Origin of the sequence: Enterococcus raffinosus (assembly GCF_018917525.1) — a bacterium.
GTDB classification, from domain to species: Bacteria; Bacillota; Bacilli; order Lactobacillales; family Enterococcaceae; genus Enterococcus_A; species Enterococcus_A raffinosus_A.
This window is the reverse complement of the sequence record NZ_JAHLOS010000040.1, coordinates 1-22,368: the sequence shown is the minus strand read 5'-3', so window position 1 is coordinate 22,368 and position 22,368 is coordinate 1. Positions and strand designations below refer to the sequence as shown.

The following is a 22,368-nucleotide window of genomic DNA, read 5'->3' as shown; positions in this document are numbered from 1 at the left end:
ATGCCTTTACCACAAAGTAATAAAACTGTTAATCGGTATCTGTTATACTTAAATCATCACTCTAAAAGGAGAAAAATTTTGGGATACTTAATAATGTTTGTGGTATTAACTATTATTTGTATAGAATTTTGTCTTTATAAGAAAGACATGAAAAACGCTTATGCTCGTTTGAAGCGTTATGACGTTCATGCTTTAACAACTAGCTTCGGAAAAATGAACTATCTTGATGAAGGTTCTGGTGAGGCAGTCATCATTTCCCATGGGATATTTGGCGGATATGATCAGGGGATGACCAGTCTGAAGCAAGTATTAGGAGAGGACTACCGAAAAATTGCCCCTGCTCGTTTTGGCTATTTAGGCTCAGATCTGCCAAGCGATCCCACGCCGAAAAATCAAGCTCAGGCCTTTGTTGAAATGATGGATCAGTTGAATATTGAGAAAGGCTATATTCTAGCAACTTCAGCAGGCGGTGCCGCTGGATTAAGGGTGGCTTTGGATTATCCTGACAGGCTGAAGGGGTTAATACTATTATCCTCTGGAGCGCCGGACCAGAAAAGAACCCCAAAAGAAATAAAGGCAATGGGGCTGCAAGGACCGCCACCATTTATCGTCAATGACTTTATTATGTGGTTTTCAATGAAGCATTTTGGTTTTGTCTTCAATAAAATGATGGGTTCGACCATTGAAAGCAATAATTTGTTTGAAACCATGCTGCCAGCAACCCCTAGACGTCAAGGGGTGAAAGCGGATAGCAAGGTCACAAATACGGATATGTCCTTGAACTATGATAACTATGCTTTAGAAACGATCCGCGTGCCGATTTTAGTTTGTCACGCGAAAGATGACCCAATGGCGAAATATGAAGCTATCGAAAAATTGCTTAAGCGAGTCAAGGCAGAGACGGTAATATGCGAGACTGGCGGACATACGATTGATGGCAATGGGGATGTGATTGACCAAGCGATTCGTGGTTTTATTGAGAAAACGAGCTAAAAGCCGAAGAAGAGATTTTCTAAATGAAGTGAAAAAAAGCCAGAAACTCTTTCAATGAAGAAAAGGGTTTCTGGTTTCTTGTTTAATAAAGAATCATTTACGTTCAGTTGTTAACGATAACGATCAAATAATTTCTCGTTGTAGGCATCACCGCCATCGATATTGCTGCTTCTGAAAACCGGGACATCGCCGCCTTTTTCAACTTCAAGCTGAACAAACGCGCTGACTAAAAGCTGGACGATGAAACAGCTCATGATAGTTGATGTAGGTCCTGTTTTTATTTCTTCATTATGAGAAAGACTGGCATCTCCGTACACAGAACGATTATCAAGGACAACATCCGCAAGCTCAAACAAGCGCAATCCACTCTTATGCCGACTAGTACTATTTTTTGACGCGTCCAAAGCAGTAATGGCAATAATACTAACGCCCAGCTCCTTAAGTCGCAGGCCCAGTTCAATCAACAGCGCATTTCGTCCAGAATTTGAGGTCATAACGATTACATCGCCTTTTTTAAAGGGATACAATTGCAACAAAACCTCGGCGTATTCAGTGGTCCGTTCAATCAGCGTACTTTTGAAGGCATGATTCATGCCTAGTTCATTTTCAAGCATTGGGATAAAGCCCGCATAGCCGCCTGCACGAGCAAATACTTCCTGACCGACAATATAGGAATGACCCGTGCCAAAGAAATAAACCTTATTTTCCGTCTGAATACAAGTACTCATGAGTGTCGCTGCTTTTGTGATCGACTCTGCTTCACTGTTGATGACGTGCTCCATGTTTTTTTGAAGTTCTTGATAATAATTCTGCATTAAGTCCATTGTGTAATCCGTCCTTTCTATTTCTATAAGTAGGGCAAATAATTGTTCGTTTTACTGATTGTGGTAAAAAGGATTTCAACTTCATCATTTACTTTTATTGCCAAAAAAGCAAGTAGTTTTTTGATTGCTCAACACCTGCGACTAATTCGTAGCGGGTGTTTCTTTCTGTTCTCATTTAAGGAGATTCTATTTTAATAAAATAAGAATATTTTTTATTTGACAATATGTCTAAAAGACCTATAATAAGCAAGTCGATATATCTAAAAGACTGATACGGTTTTGTCGGGAGGGGGATAAAATGTACGATTTACTGCTTTTAGGTTCATTGATTACCAGTGATAAAACCGGCTACAAACTTCAAAAAATCGTCGGATCTGCTTTGCAGCCGATGCGGAAGGTTTCCAGTGGCGTGCTGTATCCTTCATTAGAAAGGTTAGAAAAGGAAGGACTCGTAACTTCCACAATCTATGAAGAAGGGCGAAAGATGAAGCTGTGGCATATTACTGCCCAGGGTGTCGAACGCTTTATTGAGTTAATGAAGGAAAAAATCCCTTCTGATGCGAAGCGTAATGATATGATCCATTTCAAATTACGTTCACTGGATAGCGTAGATATTCATGAACAGCTGAGGATTCTGGATGAGTTTCAAGTGTTTATTGAAAAGGATCTGGCTTTCTACCAAAAAGCTCAAGAGGATATGGCCGACTATCAAGATCGTTTTCCAGAAAATGCAGAACGATTTCGTATTTTAGTGGAGGCCTATGAGTTGGATATCCAAATTGCCAAAACAAAATTAATCTGGATAAAAAAACAAATCGCTGATCGAAAATGATTTTTTACTGAGGCGATTGATTGTTATAGAAATAGTAGGAGTTGGAACAGTGTATGAAAAATTCTTCAAGAAAATGGTTCTCATTATTTGCGATGTCTCTAGGTGTCTTTATGGGACTTTTGGACGTGACGGTAGTAAACGTTGCGTTGCCAACAATGCAAAAGGCCTTTAACGAACCCTTTACACAGCTACAATGGGTGCTGAATGCTTATACCTTAGTGTTTGCGGTCACATTGCTGATCGTGTCAAAAATGGGCGACATGTACGGACGAAAAAAAATCTTTTTAGCTAGTTTGATTCTTTTTGTCGTCGCTTCTGTAGTGAATGGCTTTGCGCCATCCTTATTGATTTTGGATATTGGGCGTGGTGTCCAAGCTGTCGGAGGTGCCGGGATGATGTCCTTGTCGATGGCGCTGGTGGCTTCCAACTTTGATGGGAAACAACGCGGTCTAGCTTTAGGTATTTTAGGGTCCGTCATTGGGTTATCTTCGGCTTCCGGTCCGTTAGTTGGTGGCTTGCTGGTGGATGCCTTTGGTTGGGAATCGATCTTCTTTATTAATTTACCGATCGGAATTATCGCTGTTTTAATGACGATTCGTTTTGTTAATGAAACACCAAGCTATGGGAAAGATCAAAAAATCGATTTTATCGGGATGATTTTATCCGCGGCGGCACTGTTCAGCGCAATCTATGGTTTGATTCAAAAGGAAACCCACATCGGTTGGGCATGGACCGATCTGCGTGTCGGCGGCTGGCTGCTTTTGGCGGTTGTTTTCTTAGCACTATTTATTTTTGCGGAAGCCAAAGTCGAAAATTCTATGATGAATTTGAAGATGTTTAAAAACATCAATTTCATCGGTTCGGTTCTAGTTGCCTTTGCTTTAGGTTCAGGAATTTATGCCTTCAATACATACTTGACGGTTTTAATGCAGAACTATATTGGCTGGTCCGCCTTTGATACAGGAATTCGTCAATTAGCCTTATCTGTTTGGTCATTAATTTTAGGACCAGTCGTCGGTATTCTCGGCAACAAATTCTCGAAGAAATGGATGATCGTTGCTGGACTGTTAGTCAGCGGTGTGGGATTTATCTTCTTAATCGGTCAATTATCCCCAACAATGGGCTATGCTCAATTATGGCCAACGCTGGTTATGATCGGGATCGCAAACGGGATTGTCAATCCGGTATTGAACTCAGCTGGTTTAGAAGGTGTGGCTCCTCAGGAAATGGGTATGGCTTCCGGGTTATTGAATGTTTTCCGACAATTCGGAACCAGCTTCGGGGTCGTTATTTTAGGCTTAGTCGAGGCCAATCGTTACGCGGATGTGGTAAATCATCAAGCTACTTCACTGCATTTACCAGAAAAATTGGTGAATGGGCTGATTAAAGCTGGACCATTTTCTGGTCATGAGATTGCTTTTTCAGATGCCTTGAGCAAGGCGCCTTTTGCTCACGAATTGCAGAAAGTCGTGGTTAATGCCTTCGATAAAGGCTTGATCCAAATCTGTTACGTAGCAGGTACCATCGTTCTGATCGGTGCCGTGGGCGCAGCGATCTTTATGCGTGAAAGTAAGGAAATAGTCGAATAAGTTTTTAAGCAGCAATCGGTTTTTGATTGCTGTTTTTTTCTGTTTTTGTTATGGTTGCTTACAAATAGTACCTTCAAAGGAGAACGCAACCAATGGGATTAGTGATTAAGGATGTAAATGAAAGTAATTGGCGTGAAATCGTTGCTCTTTCTGTTTCAAAGGAACAGGAGGCGTTCATTGAGACGAATGGTCAATCTTTGTTGGAAGCAGCCTACGATGTTTCACTTCAATGGCGACCATTGGCTTTATATGATGATGGTCAGTTAGTCGGTTTTTCCATGATTGGCGCCAAGCAGGATAAGTCAATGTGGCTGGATCGATTAATGATCGATGCACAGTTTCAAGGAAAGAACTACGGGACCTTGTTTATTCCTTTACTGATCGATTTCATGAAAGAACAGTATGAGATCGAGCGGATTTATTTGAGTGTGCATGAGGAAAATGAAAAGATCATTCCTTATTATCAGCGTTTTGGTTTTGTGGATAGCCAAGAATATGATCCGGAGAATGGCGAACTGGTGATGTATCTTGATTTGTAAAAAAATAGGATTGCCTTTTGAGTTGTTTGTTGCTAGAATGTAAGGAAATTATGAAGAACTTTTAGCAAAATCGCCGGGTTTTGTTTTGAGTAGCAGTCTGCCCCGTAGGCCATAGGAGGGTAGGATGCTATTTTTTTGTGGAGGGAATCAGATGAATGAGATCAAAGGTTATGTCACACGCAGCGTGTTAAGTACATTGGGGTTATCGTTGTATATTTTGGCGGATACGTTTTTTATCGCAAATGGCGTTGGGGTGCTGGGCTTAGCTGCCTTGAATATTGCATTGCCGATATTCAATCTGCTGACAGGGCTCGGGTTATTGTTAGGAATGGGTGGCGCGACGTTATTTGCGCTGAAGGGAAGAAGCGGCGACTATTTTTCTCAGCTGCTGGTGATCGGTGGGATCATCGGACTTCTTTTTACTGGTTTAGGGGCTTTTTTCAGTCGAGATTTGGCATTACTTTTAGGAGCAAGTGGCGCAACTGTTGCGTATACAACAATGTATATGCGCTTCATTTTGGTGATGGCGCCATTTTTCATCTTGAACAATTTATGTCTAGCGTTCATTCGCAATGATCAGAATCCGCAGTTGGCAATGAAGGCGATGATTTGTTCTAGTATTTTCAATATTGTTTTTGATTATATTTTTGTTTTTCCTATGAATATGGGAATGGCTGGTGCAGCATTGGCAACGGTCTTATCTCCGATCCTCAGCCTGATAATCTTGAGTACGCATCGTCATTTTTCAAAGCGTTCCCTTTCATTGGAATGGTCTGTTCCCAAGCTAAGGACGATCACTCAAAGTGTGCAACTGGGATTGTCTTCTTTTCTAGCAGAAATGAGCACGGGTGTAAGCATCCTAGTCTTTAATCAAGTACTGATTGGCTTAGGAGGCGATATTGCCATTGCGGCCTATGGGGTTTTGGCGAATATTCTTGTAGTTGCCCTTTCTTTATTCACTGGTGTGGCGCAGGGGATTCAGCCATTAATCAGTCGTGCCGCAAACAAAGGGGAAACTATCACTATTCAAAAAATCTTATCATTTGGATTAAGAGTTAGTTTTATTATGGCAGTTGGCTTGTATCTGGTCCTATTTTTCTTGAAATACCCAATCATTTCCGCATTCAATCGTGAAAATGATCCAATCCTGATCCGGTTGGCCGTTGCGGGTATTCCGATTTTCTTTTTGTCATTATTTGGCTCTTCACTGAATGTCGTTTTTAGTATTTTCTTTTCAGCAATCGGTCGTGCAAAACAAGCCTTTGCGTTGGCTTTGTTCAGAGGCTATTTTTTTCTAATTCCTTTAGTACTTGTTTTAGCGAACTTTTGGGGATTAACGGGAGTATGGGGAAGTTTGCCAATCACTGAATTTTTGACGCTTCTGTTCGCGGTCTCCTTTTTGCGCCAATATCAAAAAGCCAGTAAGAAAAGTTCGACCATCAAATCAGCAGTATAACTATTGGAAATTGTTCAAAAAGTTATCTCTTGCTTTGAGTTTACTAACAGAATATGAATCCTTGACTCATCGGGTAACCGATGAGTTATTTTTTATTTCTAGATAGAGTATGCAACTGTGTTGTTTAGCGAAGTAAACATTCAATTTTGTCAACCAAACAAAAAGAACCGTCATTTTTTTCAGTTTTCAAGAAATATATGAATACATTTAGGATTTATTAGAGAAAGTCCTCCATAGCCGGCTATTGCTTCTTTTAAAATAACTTAAGATTTTTAAATATAAGAAGTAATATATGGTTGGAATGAAATCAATATTCACTATTTATTCACATAAATGTCATAAACACACATTTTTAATGCGACAATTTCATAACACAGCAGAACGTAATTTTATTATAAGGTACTCCTAATTTTAAATAAAAGCATCACTTTCACAGTTATTTATTACAAAACAATCTAGTTGTTTGGAGATTATATTCTTGTTAAATTCCTATTAACTTAAGTTAACAAAAATATTTTTGCTGGCGCCAAAAAAAATAGTTCAAATAAATTATTTTTAGGGGATGAAAAAATTGAAGAGAGATTATCGAAAGTTAATGGATCAAAAAGCACGAGCGAAACGACGTTCAAGAAAATATATCTATGTAGGAACTTCCGTAGCGACAGGCTTGTTGCTAGGATTGACACCGGTTTCAATTACGACGTCATTCTTTTCAACGCAATCGACTCAAGCATATGCAGCATTAATTGATGGTCAATTGTTTAGCAGTTTAAACTCCTCCAACTCGAGTGGAATAACGGATTCGAATCCTTTTACCATTGAAAATGCAGTTAGAAATGTCGATTTCACCATTTCAGCTGATAGTGGTATCGACTTAAGTGTTTTACCAGGTAATCGACTTGCTGTACTGGCAGTTCCAGAAGGTCTTCGCGGTCACGTGACACCAAATGGAGCAGGAACACTTTCAACCAATATTTTACTCCCAGAAAACGGTCTAGCTCCACTATTATCGATTGTTGATGGTGCAACGACAACTTTAATCGACTCTATTAATGGCTTGATCAATTCCAATCCCTTATTAAACATCAATCTGGATGACGTTTATGAACAATTAAACCTATTAGAAAATTTAAGCAGCCTGACTGCCGCAGATGTCGCATTGCAATTGCAGGCTCAAGGAGATCAATATATTTATGCGGATCTTGATAGTGTATTGGAAACAATTATTCGTGAAAATGTCAACCAAATACTGGATGATTTAAATAGCGCTGTCCAGGCACTGACAATTACAGGAACCGGAGCCGGACTTTTGAATCAAACGCTAAATCTGACGCTAAAACCTATTTTCAATGGAACCTTCGCTACTGCCCAAGCTTTAGTAAATACAGGCTCAACATTAATTGGTGAGCTTGCAGATGCGAGTATTTTAGGAGAAACGAACGTTACTATTCCAACAACTATTATTGATCCGCTCCCTCAAGAATTACTTAGCCAAGGGGTGGATTTGACCAATCCTTATGAAGCTGGATTTTTAGCGACCATTGTAAAAGCGAATCTTATTTCAATTGATATTGCTACAGAAAATGATGGGTACACACCCGTCTTTTATAAGGCAGCTCAAGTAACTGCACCTTATGATGTAGCAGTTACCGGTAATTCATCAACTGGGTATGAAGTTACCGGCTATGCAGACCCTAATACGACCGTAAGAATTTATAAAGATGGCGTACAAATTGCTGAAGGACCAACGGATGAAACGGGTAGATTCACCATTCCGGTTTCTGCAGAGGATGTCGATGCACTAGATGAAATTGAACTAATTGCCTATGACCAAAACGATATTCCAAGTTTGCCGACCCCTGCGATTATTCCAGATGATGATGAAACCGATGCTGATGCTGACGCCGATGCCGATGCTGATGCTGATGCCGATGCTGACGCTGATGCTGATGCCGATGCTGACGCCGATGCTGATGCTGATGCCGACGCTGATGCTGATGCTGACGCCGATGCTGATGCCGATGCTGACGCCGATGCCGATGCTGACGCCGACGCTGATGCTGATGCCGATGCCGATGCTGATGCTGACGCTGATGCCGATGCTGATGCTGATGCTGATGCTGATGCTGATGCCGATGCGGACGCTGACGCTGATGCTGACGCCGATGCTGACGCTGATGCTGATGCAGATTCTGACTCAGATTCTGACGCGGATGCGGATAGCGACGACACCAGAGGAGTACCTGTAATGGCGAATAACCAAGGGACACCACCGACATCTTCTCTAGGAAGATATAGTGCGAGTGGGTCAGGAAGTGTTGGAAGTGGCGGAACTAGTTACCTAGGAAGTGCGAAACAATATCCAGCAACCGGTGAGGATACTGACACTTCTTTAACAGCGTTGGGTGCATTGGCCGCATTCTTTTCTGGTATTGGTATTTGGAAACTTAGAAAGACAAAGAAAGAAGATTAAAAAAGGTAGATTGATGAAGGGAGTATTCTCTTCATCAATCTTTTATGGGGTGATAAAATGTCGATTCAATTAATTGAAAATAGATTCCAAGTGGTGGAAGAGCTGCTTAGTAAGATGCGGACAAAGCAGGTGAGTCCACTGTTAATTATCAGTATTGGTAAACCCGCAGAACGTAGTCAAGTGGTTGAGCTGTACGGCGATAATTATCAAACAATTTGGAATGATTTTTTATCATACTATAAAAAAAAGAATCTTAAAAAAGCGCCGTACTTTCGACTTGACGTTGTAACGGAAGAAAAAAAGGTCACTTTCCAAGAACTTCAGGACTTGATCGGCGGTATCAAAAGAAATAACTACGGCGATTTCAATTTTCGGGTGGATGGAAAAAAGAAGCATAGCTTTTTAATGGAAGAGCTGGTTGGAAATGCGATCTTAAAGCCTAGCAAAGAGCACAAAGTTGGGCGAAATCTTCCGAAGCTTTCGATAGATGATCAAAATTATCGCGGCTATATGAAGAGAAAATATGGTATAAGGAATGCAAAGACAATCAATTTAGCAACTGCTCCGTTGTATCTATTCAAAACAGAAGCTTTCTACTTTGAAAATGATCAGGTTTTTCCTTTAATTGATTATGGAAATGGCAATCGCGTGCGATCTGTTTCGGTTTTAAATTTGGATCAAATGACTGATCTAGTGATTGAAAAAGGTAGTGACTATTTAAAACGCCACTTAACAGAGACAGGGCAATTTATTTATGGCTACTTTCCATGTTATGACCAACGAATACCAGGCTACAATTCTGTTCGCCATTTTTCTTCGTTGTATGCCTTGGCTGAAGCTGCTGGCTATGAGAAGGATCAAAAATTAAAGCCATTACTTGAAAAAAGTATTCAATGGGGAATCCAGCATTTACTCTCAGAAGTGTCAGGCTATCTTTTAGTAAAAGAGCCGTTAAGCACCAGTGTAGAATACAAGCTGGGGGCTCAAGCAACCGCGATTTTAGCGATCGCTAAGTATAGTGAAGTCACAGGAGATACGCAATTTCAGCCGATTTTAAGGCGGTTGATTGTTTCTGTAAAGGATAAATTTATAACCAGTGACAATCGAACCATTCATGTGTTGGACTCGCAATTACAAATCAAGGAAAAATTCAGAATCGTTTATTATGATGGTGAAATCCTTTTTGCGCTGCTTCGGGCCTATGGTATTTTCAAAGAAGCAAAGATTATGCAGATTTGTGAAGACCTCATGAATCAATTTATCGCTGATGACTACCAAAAATATCATGATCACTGGCTGAGCTACGCAACAAATGAACTGCTGATTTATCAAGAAAAGAAAGAGTATTATCAATTCGGCTTGGACAATGCACTTGGGAATATCAACTTCATTGATAAACGAGATACGGCTTATCCTACGATGCTGGAGCTGTTAGTCGCGGCGTCCAAAATGATTGAAAAATTAGCGACTAGCGAACTGAAATCGCAACTGTTTGAAAGCTCAAAAGAGTTCAAGGTTGTGAAGGATAGGATCAACTCGGTCATAAAAAAAAGAGTCCAGCATGAACTCACGACTGGCGTCATGTTTCCAGAATTTGCACAATTTTTCAAACAACCACATACGATCAGCTATGGCTTTTTCGCCAGACATGACCGTTTTAGAATGAGAATCGATGATGCTGAACACTTCTTGTCGGGATTAATTAATTTTCGTTTACATGAGATGATGGGGGTAAGTTCAACTTTTCGCAGTTGACCATGAAGGGTATTTACCCGAAAAGTTCGAGTAGTACTTCGTTGAGAACCCTTTAGTTGAATGATATACGGCATTCGAATCGAACTAATTTTTCTGTGAAAAATTAATTCATTAAAACGAATTAGGAGGAATGATTATGGTAGGTACGATTCGATTTATCGCATTAATACTCATCGCGCTGTCTTATTTCCTTATGCGGTTGCGGAAGAAGAACGAGCGGGGCGAGGATTCACAAAAAGATGAACTGCAAAATTTTCAAAAAAACGAAGAGGGACTTTACCCTTGGGAAGTGGATACGGACGACTCGCCAGAGCGGATTCCAACAAATGCGAAGCGCTATGTTAACAAGGCTCGATTAAAACGCGGAAGATGGTAGAAATAAGCAAAAAAGGGAGATCGGAACCGTTCTCCCTTTTTTGTGTGTAAAAGCTTAACTATAAATGCTATAGTAATAGAAGAAACAATTAGGAGTTTTGGGTTTACATAATATATTTATTTCGTGTACGCTGTGTTTTTTTTAATAGTATAGGTTGAAATGAGTCTGAATCATGGAAAAGAGGGTGCTTTTTTGAACAAGCAAAAGTTGATTGGCATATTACTGATATCGTTGGTTATTCTAATAAGTTTTTTTTCCTTCAAAGTAACCGAAGCCTGGCTGTTTAAAATAATGATCTGCGCTGTCGCACCATTTTGTGTTTTGATCTACGATAGGTTTATCAGTCCGAATAGAAGAGTAGCCAATTATTTCTTTGCGCTGCCATCGTTGATTTATCTATTAATGTGTTTTGAAAGTGGAGCTATTGATGTTCTTCCATTTTTTGTTTTTATACTTATTTTCTTCATTGTCTTTGTAACGGGAATAGTAGAAACAATGAAATCACGAAAAAAAATATAACGTTAGCGCTTTGTTTTAAGCCAATTAAAAAGCAACAATTCAGAATGACTTATAAGAAATAAAAAAACGAACGAACATACTCTTTCATTCGAAAGAAAGATGTTCGCTCGTTTTTTATTATGAGAACAGCTGCATTAAAAATCCTGAGATAATCAACACAATCGCGCCGCCTAAACGGTTGCCCATTTGTGCAAAGGCGATTAATTCCATGCGGTTTGCGGCAGATAACACTGCAACGTTACCAGTGCCACCCATTGAATTGTTACATAATCCAGCAGTAATCGTTGATTCGACAGGGTACAGTCCGAATAGACGACCAACGAAACCAGAAACCAATGAGATAACAATAACACTTGTCAAACATAGGACAACAAATTGCCATGTCAATGCGGAAGCTAGAACGTTTAAGTTCAATAACGCGATACCGATACCAGCTAACACAGCAGCAGTAAGGTTTTTAACGATCAAATTGTTGAACATGATTGCGGCATCTTCATAATATTCTGGCAAGATATTAGTAATTTTACAAATAGATACGATGATGATCATAAAAGCATAGGCATGGATCTTTGGAACGAAGAAGTTACAGATTTGACCAAGAATGAAGAAGGTCAATGCTACCATCAAACCAACACCTAGTTGAGCGATATCTGGTTTAACTTCACGAGGTTTGCCATCGCCAAGATCGCCTTTTTCCATCAGCTTGCCATTACCATTTAATTTTGGCAATGATTGTCCCGCACGAGCAACTAACGCAGCACCAATGATGGCTAAAACATTGGTCATGGCAGTTGCCGGGATCAAACGAGAAATAATTGAGGACGCATCAGTTCCTAAAACGTGAGCATAGATCGTTGATAAAGGAACGGCTCCGGCTCCAACACCACCAGCCATCGCAGGCAATGAGATGTATAGAACAGAATTCGCAAAGCCGTTACCGATCAGCATACCAACCAATCCGACAGCAAAGAAAGAAACGACCATCGAAATAAGTGCTACGGGAATAAAGCGAACAGAGGCTTTCATCAATAATTTACGGTTCATCCCAAGGATACTCCCGGTTATCAAGGCTGCGATGTAAAAGTCCAAGAAGCCCATATTGCTGACAAAATTTTGCGTTGATTTTACGACTTCATCAGGTAAGATGCCAAAGGTCGCAATTGCCGCAGAAGCGAAGATCGCAAAGACGGAGCCGCCGCCTAAATAACTTTTAACGATCGGAATTTTGTTGCCGATGAAATGGAATAAGTTCCCGAAAATTACCAGAATAGCAATCGGTCCGATCATGTTGGTTGGTAATTTGCCTAAAGCCATCGCTACGATCAGGACAACGACCATGATCAAATAGATTGGCAGGCTAACACCAGTGATTTTGGTTGACCAGAAGCTGGTCTTTTTTTCTTCAACTGGCATCGCAGTTGTTGATTCTTTTTGTGCCATTTTTAAAAGATCCTTTCTTTAGTAAAACGTAGTTGAATCCATAAAAATGGGGAGTAGCATATGCATCTACTCCCTCATTTAAGAGAGTTATTTATATATAATCTAATCCGATAAGTGGGAAGGAGAGGAATGGATTAGTCTTGGTATTCAGGTACCCATTTAGCTGCTTCTACAGCTGCTTTGACATCAGTGATTGCTTCACGGTTCAATTTTTGGTCAACGACTGATTTCACAACAGTTTCAGCGATGATTTGAGAGAATTCCGTCAATTTAGCCACTGGAGGCAGGATAGATGCGCCTGGTTTTGTCACATCGACGATTCCGCCTAGCGCACGACTTGCTTGAGAAATAATTTCATCATTTACGCGAGTTGAAGTTGAAACAATCAAGCCTAAACCAAGACCTGGGTACATTAGGGCATTGTTGGCTTGACCGATTTGGTAAGTCACGCCATTGTAATCCACGTCAGCCGCAGGGATACCTGTACCGATCAAGGCTTTTCCATCGGTCCATTCGATCAAGTCCTTCGCAGTAGCTTCCGCTAATTTTGTTGGATTTGATAAAGGCATAATAATCGGACGAGCAGTGTGTGCAGCCATGTCTTTGATGATAGTTTCGCTGAAAGCACCTGGTTGAGTTGAAGTACCGATCATGATTGTTGGATGGATTTCTTTTACAACAGCTTCTAAGTTTGTTAATTCTTCGCTGTTGGTAAATTCAGCACGTTTTCTAGCAAATGGAATTTGTCCAGGAGTTAAACCTTCTGTGTCTTCAAACAACAAACCTTGTTTGTCGACTTGATAGAAGTGTTTACGTGCTTCTTCTTCAGGTGTTCCTTGGCGAACCATTTCTTTTAATAGAATGTTGGCAATACCAACCCCGGCAGTCCCCGCACCGAAAGTTAGGATTGTTTGATCCTTCAAAGCTTCGCCAGAAATATTCAATCCGCCTAATACACCAGCAAGAACAACGATCCCAGTTCCTTGGATATCATCATTGAAGGTCGTGATTTTGTCTTGATATTTTTCTAAGATGTTAGCGGCATTGCCACGGCCGAAGTCTTCCCAGTGTAATAGTAATTCAGGGAAAAGATCTGTCGCTGCTTCAACGAATTGATCGATGAAGTCGTAGTAAGTGTTACCAGTCACACGTGCATGACGGTTCCCTAAGTAAAGTGGGTTGTTCAATAATTCTTCGTTATTCGTACCAGCATCGATGGAGACAGGTAAAACTTGTGCAGGGTTGATCCCAGCAGCAGCAGTGTAAACCATTAATTTACCGATGGCGATATCCACACCGTTGACACCCCAGTCGCCCATGCCTAGAATTCCTTCTGCGTCAGTCACGATGATCAAACGAATGTCACGGCCGTCAGCAGCGTTTTTCAAGCTATCTTTAATGCTTTCTGGATCATCAATGGATAAGAAAGCAGCATCTTGTGGTTCAACGAAGATTTCGTTGTATTGTTCAATTGAATCTGCAACCACTGGATCGTACACGATTGGCATGAATTCAACTAAATGTTGGCCCATTAATTTGTAGAATAATGTCCGATTGGTATTGAAGATGTTCATTAAGAAAATACGTTTTTCCAAATCAGATGGTTTGCTTAAGTATTGTCCGTAAGCTTGAACGGCTTGTTGTTCTAAAGTTTGAACGGTACTAGGCAGCATCCCAGTAATTCCGTATTTTGCTCGTTCTTCTTTGGTAAAGGCTGTTCCTTTATTTAAAAAGGGGTTGTTTAATAAATTTAAACCTGTAAGCATAAATAAATCCTCCTAAAATTTGATTGCTTACGAAGTATAAAAGGAGAGAGAAAGTATAGTCAAAACGTTGGGTAACGATAAATTTTGTTTATATGAGGGATATGATTAAAAAAGTAAAGGAGCTGAGGAAAATTGGCGTGCAAAACGTAGCTGTTCCTTTTTTCTCTTTAAGACAACGGAAATAAATTGGGTTATACTTAATATAATAAGAATAAAGATCGTTTAAGTTGCGGAGATTGGGAGTAATATCTGGAAGGAGGAGATGCTATGTTAATCGGTGGAATTATTTGTTTGCTAGTATTCGTAATGTTGTTGATCGCTCTTTCGTTGTCAGGTTTACAGCGGTTTGATGAGCTGGTGACGCTCAAAGTGATTGCATTACGGCGCCCGTTTATCACTAAGATCATGCTCTTTTTTACAAAACTTGGTCGAGCTACGGGTGTGGTCATTATCATCGGTGCGCTGGCTTTAGTCCCGCCGTTTTGTTCAGCAATTCTGAAACCGGCTGGCTTATCTTTGGCTCTAAGTTGGGGCTTGGCCTATATTATCAAGCGATTGAAAAAGCGTCCCCGTCCAGTCGGGCAACGGCTAGTCGAAGAGGTGGATGCCAGTTTTCCTAGCTTCCATGCGACCTGTTCCAGTGCGCTATATTGCTGCATCGCGCTTGGTGGTGGGGAAGTCTATCCGCAATTCCTACCATTATTAGTAATCATCTGTCTAGTGATCGCTGGATTGATTGGTTTCTCGCGGGTATATTTAGGGATACATTATTTGTCTGACGTGGTCGGCGGCTGGTTGTTTGGTGCGGGGATTACATTGATTTTACAGTGGGGACTGCTTGTTTATAGTTGATTATTCTGAACTAAATCCACAAGAGTCAAGGCTATCTCATCAAAGAGAAGCACTTGACTCTTTTTTTTATTCAATAATATCAAATCCATAGCCGCGAATATGTTCTTTTAACAGCTCTAAATAGGTCTGACCTAAGGGGCTAAGCTCAAGCTGCTGCTGTTTGATCCAACCGAGGGTTATGACGTCCTGATATTCTAACGGAATCGCAACAATCTTATCATCGTTTAGTTCGCTGCTGATGATTCCTGAACTGATTGTGTAGCCGTTTAAGCCTACCATCAAATTAAAAATCGTTGCGCGGTCGCTGACTTTGATGTTCTTTTTCCGATCCCAAGTGCTTAGAATCTCTTCGGAAAAATAGAAGGAATTGTTTTCTCCTTGCTCGTAGGATAAATAAGGATAGTCCTCGAGATCTGCTAATTTCAGCGATTTTTTAGCGACTAAGGGATTGGTGCGGCTGACAAAAACATGCGGTTTGGCGTTAAACAGCGGTGTGAATTCTAAGCCTTTTTCCTTGAACAGCTTGGTCATGACTTGTCGGTTGAAGGAATTCAAATAAAGAATACCAAGTTCGCTTTTAAAGCTGGCGAGATCATCGAAAATATTTTCTGTTTCGGTCTCGCGCAGGGTGAAATTATATTCCTCGGCATTGACGGTGCGCAGTAGCTCCACAAAAGCATGGACCACAAAGGCATAATGCTGAGCGGATACTGAAAAATTCTGGCGTCGCAGCGGCTCATTCTTAAATTTCTCCTCCAGCAGATTGACCTGATCCAATATTTGCCGAACATAGATCAGAAATTCACGACCTTCAGCAGTAGGGATGATCCCCTGCTTGTTGCGAACTAGCAGCTGTACCTTCATTTCATTTTCGAGCTCCTTCAACGCATTGGAAAGGCTGGGCTGAGTCAGATACAAGGCTTTTGCGGCCTCGTTTATTGAGCCTTTTTCAATAATTTTTTCGAAATAGATCAATTGTTGTAAACGCATCACTTCACCTCTTTTTCTATGATTATAACGGAGGTTATAGTTATTAGCTATAACCAGTTATTACTTTTATCAGTTATTCAAGGCGAAAAAAGCGTGGTATTGTGTAACGTATCACAACAAACGAAGGAATTTAGATAAATTCTGACAGAAGGGAAGTGCAGCCAATGTCCAGCACGCTATCATTTGAGGTGTTTCCACCGAATACACAGGTCGGAACGGAGAAGCTCTTGACCACATTAGAGGAGCTACAGCAATTAGCGCCTGATTTTATCAGTGTGACTTGTAGCAATAATCGTCAAACGATCGAAGAGACGACATTAAAAGTCGCAAATTATATCCATACGGAGCTTCAGGTGCCGACGATTGCTCATCTGCCAGCGGCTTACTTGGATCAAGCACAGGTTCAGCGGCTAGTCGCGCAATTGGATCAGATCGGCATTCATCAGATCTTGGCGTTGCGAGGCGATATCATTCCGGAGCTGCCGCCGAAACAAGATTTTACGTATGCCAGCGATTTGATTGATTATGTGAAGCAGCAGGCACCGCATTTTCATATTAGCGGCGCTTGTTATCCTGAGACGCATCCAGAATCGCAAAATCGCATTGAGGATGTTAAAAATCTGAGGCGAAAGGTTGCTGGCGGCTGCGATCAATTGATCACCCAGCTGTTTTTTGACAATGAGCTTTTTTATCAATTTCAAGAATCCTGTGACTTGGCAGATATCAAGGTGCCAATCTTGGCGGGCATCATGCCGATTGTGAATCGGAAGCAGGCCTTGCGCTTGATCAAGACTACCAACACTAAGCTTCCTCGTAAGTTCTTAGCCATTTTGGAAAAATACGAGCATGATCCGATCGCTCTTAAAGAAGCCGGCTTAGCCTATGCCATCGATCAGATTATTGATCTGGCGACACAGGATGTGGCGGGGATTCATTTGTACACGATGAATAATGCTGAAGTAGCGAAGCATATCTATTACAACACCAAAAACGTATTGAAGGGTCAGATCGAGGTACGCTAGTTTTTAGGAATAAAATAATCTAACGTTGAAGAGAAGAGTAATTGACGCTGCTAAATACAGAGACCTCGGCTGGTGAGAAAGAGGACAAAGCAAACTCAATGAAGATGAGCTCTGAGTGTTGTGGCGGGTTCACGCTCGCTAGACGGCTGCGACCGTTATCTCGCCGAGCTTCTTATGGAGCTGTCGAGGTATTTTTGTAATACGAATTTGGGTGGTAACACGGTATAATCCGTCCCTTTGTCAATTGACAAAGGGGCTTTTTTATTTTCAAAAAAAGGAGTGAGCAGATGGAAATTGCAGATTTTGTTCAGACATTTTATCAAAACAGAAAACAAACGGACTCTTTGAAATGGGATGCCTTAGAGGAGCGTTATGGGGATGAGAGCTTATTGCCGCTCTGGGTAGCGGATATGGACTTTTCGATACCGACAACCGTTCAAAAAGCATTAACGGAACGGATCGAGCATGGTATCTTCGGCTATTCCTTGGTTCCAGAAAACTATTTCTCTGCTTATGCTAACTGGCAGAAGCGCCATGAGCAAACCCGTTTTAAAAAAGAGTGGCTGCACTTTACCACTGGTGTTGTTCAAGGGCTCTATGATTTGATTAACTGCTTTACCGAAAAAGGCGATCCAATCATTGTCCAGCCTCCCGTTTATTATCCTTTCTTTGATGTAATCAAGGATCAGCAGAGGGAACTGATCACCTCGAATTTAATAGAAACCGCAGACGGCTATCAAATGGATCTGGTTCATTTTGAGCAGCAGCTGATCGAGCGGAAGGTCAAGCTGTTTATTCTTTGCTCTCCGCATAATCCAGTTGGTCGCGTCTGGCGCAAAGAAGAACTAAAGGCTGTTCTTTCCTTGTGTCAAAAATATGATGTATTGGTTCTTTCCGATGAGATTCACTCTGATCTGATTTTGCCAGGTCATTCGTTTGTTTCTGCGATAACGGTAGCAGAAGAAATAGATTTTTTGGATCATTTGATTGTCTGTAATGCACCATCAAAGACTTTTAATTTGGCTTCACTTTTGAATGCTCATATTTGGCTGCCAGATCCAAAGCTTCGCGAAACCTATCAGCTGTGGGAAAAGCGGCATCATCAAACCGGCAACAGTGTCTTAGGACAAGTTGCGGCAGTCGCTGCTTATGAAACCGGTGATGAGTGGCTGCAGGGATTACTATCCGTTGTAGCCGAAAATTATTTATTGCTAAAGAAGCAATTGGCAGAAAAAATTCCGGCGATCAAGATTAGCGAACTTCAAGGGACCTATTTAGCGTGGCTTGACTTACGAGCATGGCTGCCAACAGTAGACATGAAGCATTACATTCAGGAGCAAGCGGGGTTAGCGATTGATTACGGGGAATGGTTTTCAATAGAAACCCAGGGCTTTATCCGAATCAATCTGGCAACTAAACCAGAAATTATCGAAGCGGCATTAAAGAGTTTGATCAAGTTGAATGACAAGATTAAAGGAGGAACTAATAAATGAACTATCAGACAGCAACAGAATTAGCACAAATTGGTAATCATAGCGACCGACAGACAGGTGCAGTCTCGGCACCGATTTATTTATCAACAACTTTTTCGCATCCAGAGCTGGGTCAGAGCACCGGTTATGACTATACTCGTACGAAAAATCCAACGCGAGCCATTTTAGAAGCGGCTTTGGCAAAATTAGAAGCGGGAAGTCAAGCAATCGCAACAAGTTCGGGTATGAGCGCGATTCAGCTGGTCTTTAATTATTTTCCAGCGAAGAGTGAATTTCTAGTTTCGCGCGATCTCTATGGTGGCAGCTATCGTTATTTCCAAGAACTAGAACGACAAAATGGGTGCATCTTTCATTATTTTGATGACTTTGAAAGCTTGGAAAGTCAGATAAATCAGAAAATCACTGCTGTCTTTTTGGAAACGCCGACGAATCCGCTGATGCAGGAGGTCTCCATTGCTGATACCGCGGCACTCGCTCATCAGCATGATGCCTTGCTGATCGTAGACAATACGTTTTCAACGCCTTTGCGACAGCAGCCCTTAACAGAAGGGGCGGATATCGTGGTTCATTCGGGAACGAAATTCTTGAGCGGACACAACGATTTATTGGCTGGAGTCGTGGTGGCCAAGGCACCTGAAATCGGCGAGAAATTGGCTTGGCTCAGTAACACCACTGGCCCAACCTTATCCAGCTTTGACAGCTGGCTGTTTATTCGCAGCTTAAAGACCTTAAAGGTTCGTTTTGAACAACAGGAACGCAATGCGCAGGAGATCGCGGCTGCTTTAGAAAGCTTCCCGCAAATTGAGAAGGTACTTTATCCGGGGATCGGCGGAATGATCAGCTTCTATGTTCGTGATGCTTCTAAAATCCCCGAATTCTTGAGCCGCCTGAATTTGATCACCTTTGCTGAAAGCTTAGGCGGGGTGGAAACATTGATTACCTATCCGACGACTCAAACCCATGCGGATATCCCCAAAGAACTACGAGAATCTTATGGACTGACGGATAAACTATTGCGTCTTTCGATTGGGATCGAAGACAGTCAGGATCTGTTGGAGGATCTGACACGCGGCTTCCGAGTGTTTGACGAATAAGCAGAATGGAAGGGAGAAGTTTATGAATTTACAGCAATATCGCTATGTCCTGACGATCGCCAAGGTCGGCAGCTTCAGTCAAGCCGCCAAGGAATTGTATGTCACCCAGCCAAGCCTTTCCAGTGCCATCAAGGAGGTGGAGAGCGAGCTGGATGTTCAGCTGTTTCATCGCTCAAAATCTGGAGTTTGTCTGACGGAAGCGGGTAGTGATTTTTTGATTTACGCGAAGCGAATCTTGGCACAGGTAGACGAGATGGAGCAGCATTTTTCACTGGGGACAAAGAAGCGTTTCTCAGTGGTTTCTCAGCATTATGATTTTCTTTATGAGCCATTTTTGGCAGTCACAAGGGAATTTCAAGCGGTGTGTCAAAATTTTTATCTAATTGAAACGACCACTAAAAGAATTCTTGAAAGCATTCGGGATTTTGAAAGTGAGCTGGGGATCTTGTACCTCAATCCGCAAAATGAACGATTACTTGAGCGCTATTTTAGTCAGGAAAGTCTAAACTTTGAGGTGTTGGGAAAATTTTCAACGCATATTTATTTGGGAGCCCAGCATCCGCTTGCTGCAAAATCGGTGATCGACAAGCAGGAGCTGATCGGCTATCCGCAGGTTCGATTTATTCAAGAAGACAGCGGATCGGCACATCTCGATGAGGACCCAATTGATATATCCAAAGAGCAGTCGAATTATTATACCAGCGATCGCGGAACACTGATGAATTTATTGGGGGCTTCTGAAGCCTATGCTTCTGGACTAGGAATAATCCAAGGTCTGACTAAAGATCAGATTGTTCTGCGTCCACTGAAAGACGCCGATGTTCATTCTCTGGTGGTGATTAGTAATAAAATGCGTAAGCCGACAGAGCTGGGGAAGTTTTTTCTCGAGCAATTGAAGAAAACGCTGCAGGAATCTCAAGCTGTTATAACTAAAAGTAATGAATCGTCATAAAAACTCTCAATTGGCGTTGCCCCCTCGGTAACTGGTATAGTTGACTTACTAGAAATAGTACAACTAAGAAGGGAGCGGTTATTATGACAAAGGTACAGCGGACGAATGAAATGATGATGCCAAACATGATGTGCCGATGCGCATCGTGTTCTTTGGCATACCCTTAAATGACGCATTCATTATCGGCGAAATTTAAAGATGACCAAAGGACTTGAAACCATTTCAGGTCCTTTTTTGTTATTCAAAAAGAGATAAGGAGAGATTTTATGACAAAAAAAGAATTAGTGTTGCGAGCGTTGAAACAAGAGAAAGTTGAACGCGTACCGGTGGGTTTTTGGTTTCACTTTTTAGCCGATCCAGGAACTGCTGCGCCGACTAAAAAGAACATCCAGCAAAATATCGAAGGACATCGCGCCTTTATCGAGGACTTTCGTCCGGACTTTGTGAAGCTGATGAGTGATGGGTATTTTTATTATCCGAATGATGCGATTCAGCAGGTAGAAGCAGCTTCCGATCTCAAAAAGCTTCGTTCGATCGATGAGACGCATTCGTGGTATCAGGGACAGGTTGAGCTAATTCAGCAGCAAACCGCTCAGTTCGTTGAAGAAATTGCGTCCTTCTACAATATTTTTGCTCCAGCTACGTACTTTAAATGGCAGCTTCCGAAAGGGGAAAAGCAATTTGCTGAACTCTTGCAGAAAGCACCTGAACTGGTCGCAGCAGCACTGGATACGATTGCGGACGATCTAGTGAAATTAGTAACGAGGCTGCTGACTGAGACGACAATCGATGGGATCTACTTGAGTGTTCAAAATGTTCAAGATAAAACAGTGACGAAAGAAGTGTACGAAACGTATATTCGACCTAGCGAATGGAAGGTTTTAGCAGCTGCGAATGCAGCGGGGGGTCAAAATATTTTGCATATTTGCGGCTATGAAGGTGCCAAGAACGATCTTCGTTTGTATCAGGATTATCCAGCGGCGGCTGTAAATTGGGCAGTCGGACCAGAAGGGGTTTCACTTACTGAAGGAAAGGTCTTTTTCAATAAAACCGTCATCGGAGGCTTTGAAAATACCAGTAAAGGCTTGTTATACAGTGGGAAACCATCAGAAATTCAACAGGTAGCGGAGAATCTATTGATCGAGGCAGGGACGACCGGCGTGATCCTTGGAGCTGATTGCACAGTACCGAGCGACATTCCGATCGCAAACCTAGAGAGTGTCCGACAAGCCGCAAAAGAGTATACAAAGCAAAACGCATAGAGGAATAGAAGAATGGAGGATAAAGTTTGAAAATAAATAATACTAGTTGTTTTTGAAATAATGCATACCAAATAAGCCTGCCGTGTTCGATTTTTTTGCGGAAGGCGAAGGATTATTTCTTGAAGAATCAACGTCAAGCTG

General features: G+C 41.5%; 18 protein-coding genes. 14 read left to right on the top strand and 4 right to left on the bottom strand.

The window, feature by feature from the left end:
• The first annotated feature begins 78 nt into the window (after nt 1–78).
• On the top strand, nt 79–993 hold the full coding sequence (locus KQI58_RS18555) for an alpha/beta fold hydrolase (RefSeq protein WP_216410468.1): 915 nt from the start codon (nt 79–81) through the stop codon (nt 991–993).
• 110 nt (nt 994–1,103) lie between these two features.
• On the opposite strand, the gene KQI58_RS18550 is transcribed toward KQI58_RS18555, so the two are convergent.
• Nucleotides 1,104–1,817: a sugar isomerase domain-containing protein gene (locus tag KQI58_RS18550; protein ID WP_216410467.1), complete on the bottom strand. Its 714-nt coding sequence runs from the start codon at nt 1,815–1,817 to the stop codon at nt 1,104–1,106.
• A gap of 298 nt (nt 1,818–2,115) precedes the next feature.
• Here KQI58_RS18550 and KQI58_RS18545 point away from each other — a divergent pair, with 298 nt between their 5' ends.
• The 7 genes from KQI58_RS18545 to KQI58_RS18515 all read left to right on the top strand — a co-directional run bounded on the left by KQI58_RS18545 (nt 2,116) and on the right by KQI58_RS18515 (nt 10,837).
• Nucleotides 2,116–2,649, top strand: a complete 534-nt coding sequence (locus tag KQI58_RS18545; protein ID WP_216410466.1) for a PadR family transcriptional regulator — start codon at nt 2,116–2,118, stop codon at nt 2,647–2,649.
• Between the two features lie 53 nt (nt 2,650–2,702).
• Nucleotides 2,703–4,238, top strand: coding sequence for an MFS transporter (locus tag KQI58_RS18540; RefSeq protein ID WP_216410465.1), 1,536 nt, complete (start codon nt 2,703–2,705; stop codon nt 4,236–4,238).
• Between the two features lie 92 nt (nt 4,239–4,330).
• The gene (locus KQI58_RS18535) at nt 4,331–4,777 is read left to right on the top strand and encodes a GNAT family N-acetyltransferase (protein ID WP_216410464.1); all 447 of its coding nucleotides are present in this window, start codon (nt 4,331–4,333) and stop codon (nt 4,775–4,777) included.
• 151 nt (nt 4,778–4,928) lie between these two features.
• On the top strand, nt 4,929–6,233 hold the full coding sequence (locus tag KQI58_RS18530; protein WP_216410463.1) for an MATE family efflux transporter: 1,305 nt from the start codon (nt 4,929–4,931) through the stop codon (nt 6,231–6,233).
• 571 nt (nt 6,234–6,804) lie between these two features.
• Nucleotides 6,805–8,706, top strand: a complete 1,902-nt coding sequence (locus KQI58_RS18525; RefSeq protein ID WP_253296026.1) for an adhesive domain-containing protein — start codon at nt 6,805–6,807, stop codon at nt 8,704–8,706.
• 57 nt (nt 8,707–8,763) lie between these two features.
• On the top strand, nt 8,764–10,461 hold the full coding sequence (locus KQI58_RS18520) for a hypothetical protein (protein ID WP_216410462.1): 1,698 nt from the start codon (nt 8,764–8,766) through the stop codon (nt 10,459–10,461).
• Between the two features lie 136 nt (nt 10,462–10,597).
• Nucleotides 10,598–10,837, top strand: coding sequence for a hypothetical protein (locus KQI58_RS18515; RefSeq protein WP_216410484.1), 240 nt, complete (start codon nt 10,598–10,600; stop codon nt 10,835–10,837).
• A 636-nt stretch (nt 10,838–11,473) separates the two neighbouring features.
• Here the strand turns inward: KQI58_RS18515 and KQI58_RS18510 are convergent.
• Both KQI58_RS18510 and KQI58_RS18505 read right to left on the bottom strand, forming a co-directional pair.
• Nucleotides 11,474–12,796, bottom strand: coding sequence for a 2-hydroxycarboxylate transporter family protein (locus KQI58_RS18510; protein ID WP_216410461.1), 1,323 nt, complete (start codon nt 12,794–12,796; stop codon nt 11,474–11,476).
• A 134-nt stretch (nt 12,797–12,930) separates the two neighbouring features.
• Nucleotides 12,931–14,562 (bottom strand): malolactic enzyme, encoded by a 1,632-nt coding sequence (locus KQI58_RS18505; RefSeq protein WP_216410460.1) that lies wholly within the window; start codon nt 14,560–14,562, stop codon nt 12,931–12,933.
• Between the two features lie 267 nt (nt 14,563–14,829).
• Between KQI58_RS18505 and KQI58_RS18500 the strand changes: the two genes are divergently transcribed.
• Nucleotides 14,830–15,414: a phosphatase PAP2 family protein gene (locus KQI58_RS18500; RefSeq protein WP_216410459.1), complete on the top strand. Its 585-nt coding sequence runs from the start codon at nt 14,830–14,832 to the stop codon at nt 15,412–15,414.
• 66 nt (nt 15,415–15,480) lie between these two features.
• Here KQI58_RS18500 and KQI58_RS18495 read toward each other — a convergent pair whose 3' ends face one another.
• On the bottom strand, nt 15,481–16,404 hold the full coding sequence (locus tag KQI58_RS18495) for a LysR family transcriptional regulator (protein WP_216410458.1): 924 nt from the start codon (nt 16,402–16,404) through the stop codon (nt 15,481–15,483).
• A 164-nt stretch (nt 16,405–16,568) separates the two neighbouring features.
• On the opposite strand from KQI58_RS18495, the gene metF reads away from it, so the two are divergent.
• From metF to KQI58_RS18470, 5 genes are all read left to right on the top strand, one after another.
• A complete protein-coding gene (gene metF, locus KQI58_RS18490) occupies nt 16,569–17,426 on the top strand; it encodes a methylenetetrahydrofolate reductase [NAD(P)H] (RefSeq protein WP_216410457.1) in 858 nt (285 codons plus the stop codon).
• Between the two features lie 287 nt (nt 17,427–17,713).
• Nucleotides 17,714–18,919 (top strand): MalY/PatB family protein, encoded by a 1,206-nt coding sequence (locus tag KQI58_RS18485; protein WP_216410456.1) that lies wholly within the window; start codon nt 17,714–17,716, stop codon nt 18,917–18,919.
• Entirely contained in the window at nt 18,916–20,013 is a 1,098-nt protein-coding gene (locus KQI58_RS18480) for an aminotransferase class I/II-fold pyridoxal phosphate-dependent enzyme (protein ID WP_216410455.1), read from the top strand. Before KQI58_RS18485 ends, KQI58_RS18480 begins: the two co-directional genes overlap by 4 nt.
• A gap of 22 nt (nt 20,014–20,035) precedes the next feature.
• On the top strand, nt 20,036–20,965 hold the full coding sequence (locus KQI58_RS18475) for a LysR family transcriptional regulator (protein ID WP_216410454.1): 930 nt from the start codon (nt 20,036–20,038) through the stop codon (nt 20,963–20,965).
• A 266-nt stretch (nt 20,966–21,231) separates the two neighbouring features.
• Entirely contained in the window at nt 21,232–22,227 is a 996-nt protein-coding gene (locus KQI58_RS18470) for a uroporphyrinogen decarboxylase family protein (protein ID WP_216410453.1), read from the top strand.
• Nucleotides 22,228–22,368 lie beyond the last annotated feature (141 nt).

Coding starts and splice junctions, on each gene's coding strand:
- KQI58_RS18550 (WP_216410467.1), bottom strand. CDS start 1,817: ATGGACTTAATGCAGAATTATTATCAAGAACTTCAAAAAAACATGGAG.
- KQI58_RS18545 (WP_216410466.1), top strand. CDS start 2,116: ATGTACGATTTACTGCTTTTAGGTTCATTGATTACCAGTGATAAAACC.
- KQI58_RS18540 (WP_216410465.1), top strand. CDS start 2,703: ATGAAAAATTCTTCAAGAAAATGGTTCTCATTATTTGCGATGTCTCTA.
- KQI58_RS18535 (WP_216410464.1), top strand. CDS start 4,331: ATGGGATTAGTGATTAAGGATGTAAATGAAAGTAATTGGCGTGAAATC.
- KQI58_RS18530 (WP_216410463.1), top strand. CDS start 4,929: ATGAATGAGATCAAAGGTTATGTCACACGCAGCGTGTTAAGTACATTG.
- KQI58_RS18520 (WP_216410462.1), top strand. CDS start 8,764: ATGTCGATTCAATTAATTGAAAATAGATTCCAAGTGGTGGAAGAGCTG.
- KQI58_RS18515 (WP_216410484.1), top strand. CDS start 10,598: ATGGTAGGTACGATTCGATTTATCGCATTAATACTCATCGCGCTGTCT.
- KQI58_RS18510 (WP_216410461.1), bottom strand. CDS start 12,796: ATGGCACAAAAAGAATCAACAACTGCGATGCCAGTTGAAGAAAAAAAG.
- KQI58_RS18505 (WP_216410460.1), bottom strand. CDS start 14,562: ATGCTTACAGGTTTAAATTTATTAAACAACCCCTTTTTAAATAAAGGA.
- KQI58_RS18500 (WP_216410459.1), top strand. CDS start 14,830: ATGTTAATCGGTGGAATTATTTGTTTGCTAGTATTCGTAATGTTGTTG.
- KQI58_RS18495 (WP_216410458.1), bottom strand. CDS start 16,404: ATGCGTTTACAACAATTGATCTATTTCGAAAAAATTATTGAAAAAGGC.
- metF (WP_216410457.1), top strand. CDS start 16,569: ATGTCCAGCACGCTATCATTTGAGGTGTTTCCACCGAATACACAGGTC.
- KQI58_RS18485 (WP_216410456.1), top strand. CDS start 17,714: ATGGAAATTGCAGATTTTGTTCAGACATTTTATCAAAACAGAAAACAA.
- KQI58_RS18480 (WP_216410455.1), top strand. CDS start 18,916: ATGAACTATCAGACAGCAACAGAATTAGCACAAATTGGTAATCATAGC.
- KQI58_RS18475 (WP_216410454.1), top strand. CDS start 20,036: ATGAATTTACAGCAATATCGCTATGTCCTGACGATCGCCAAGGTCGGC.
- KQI58_RS18470 (WP_216410453.1), top strand. CDS start 21,232: ATGACAAAAAAAGAATTAGTGTTGCGAGCGTTGAAACAAGAGAAAGTT.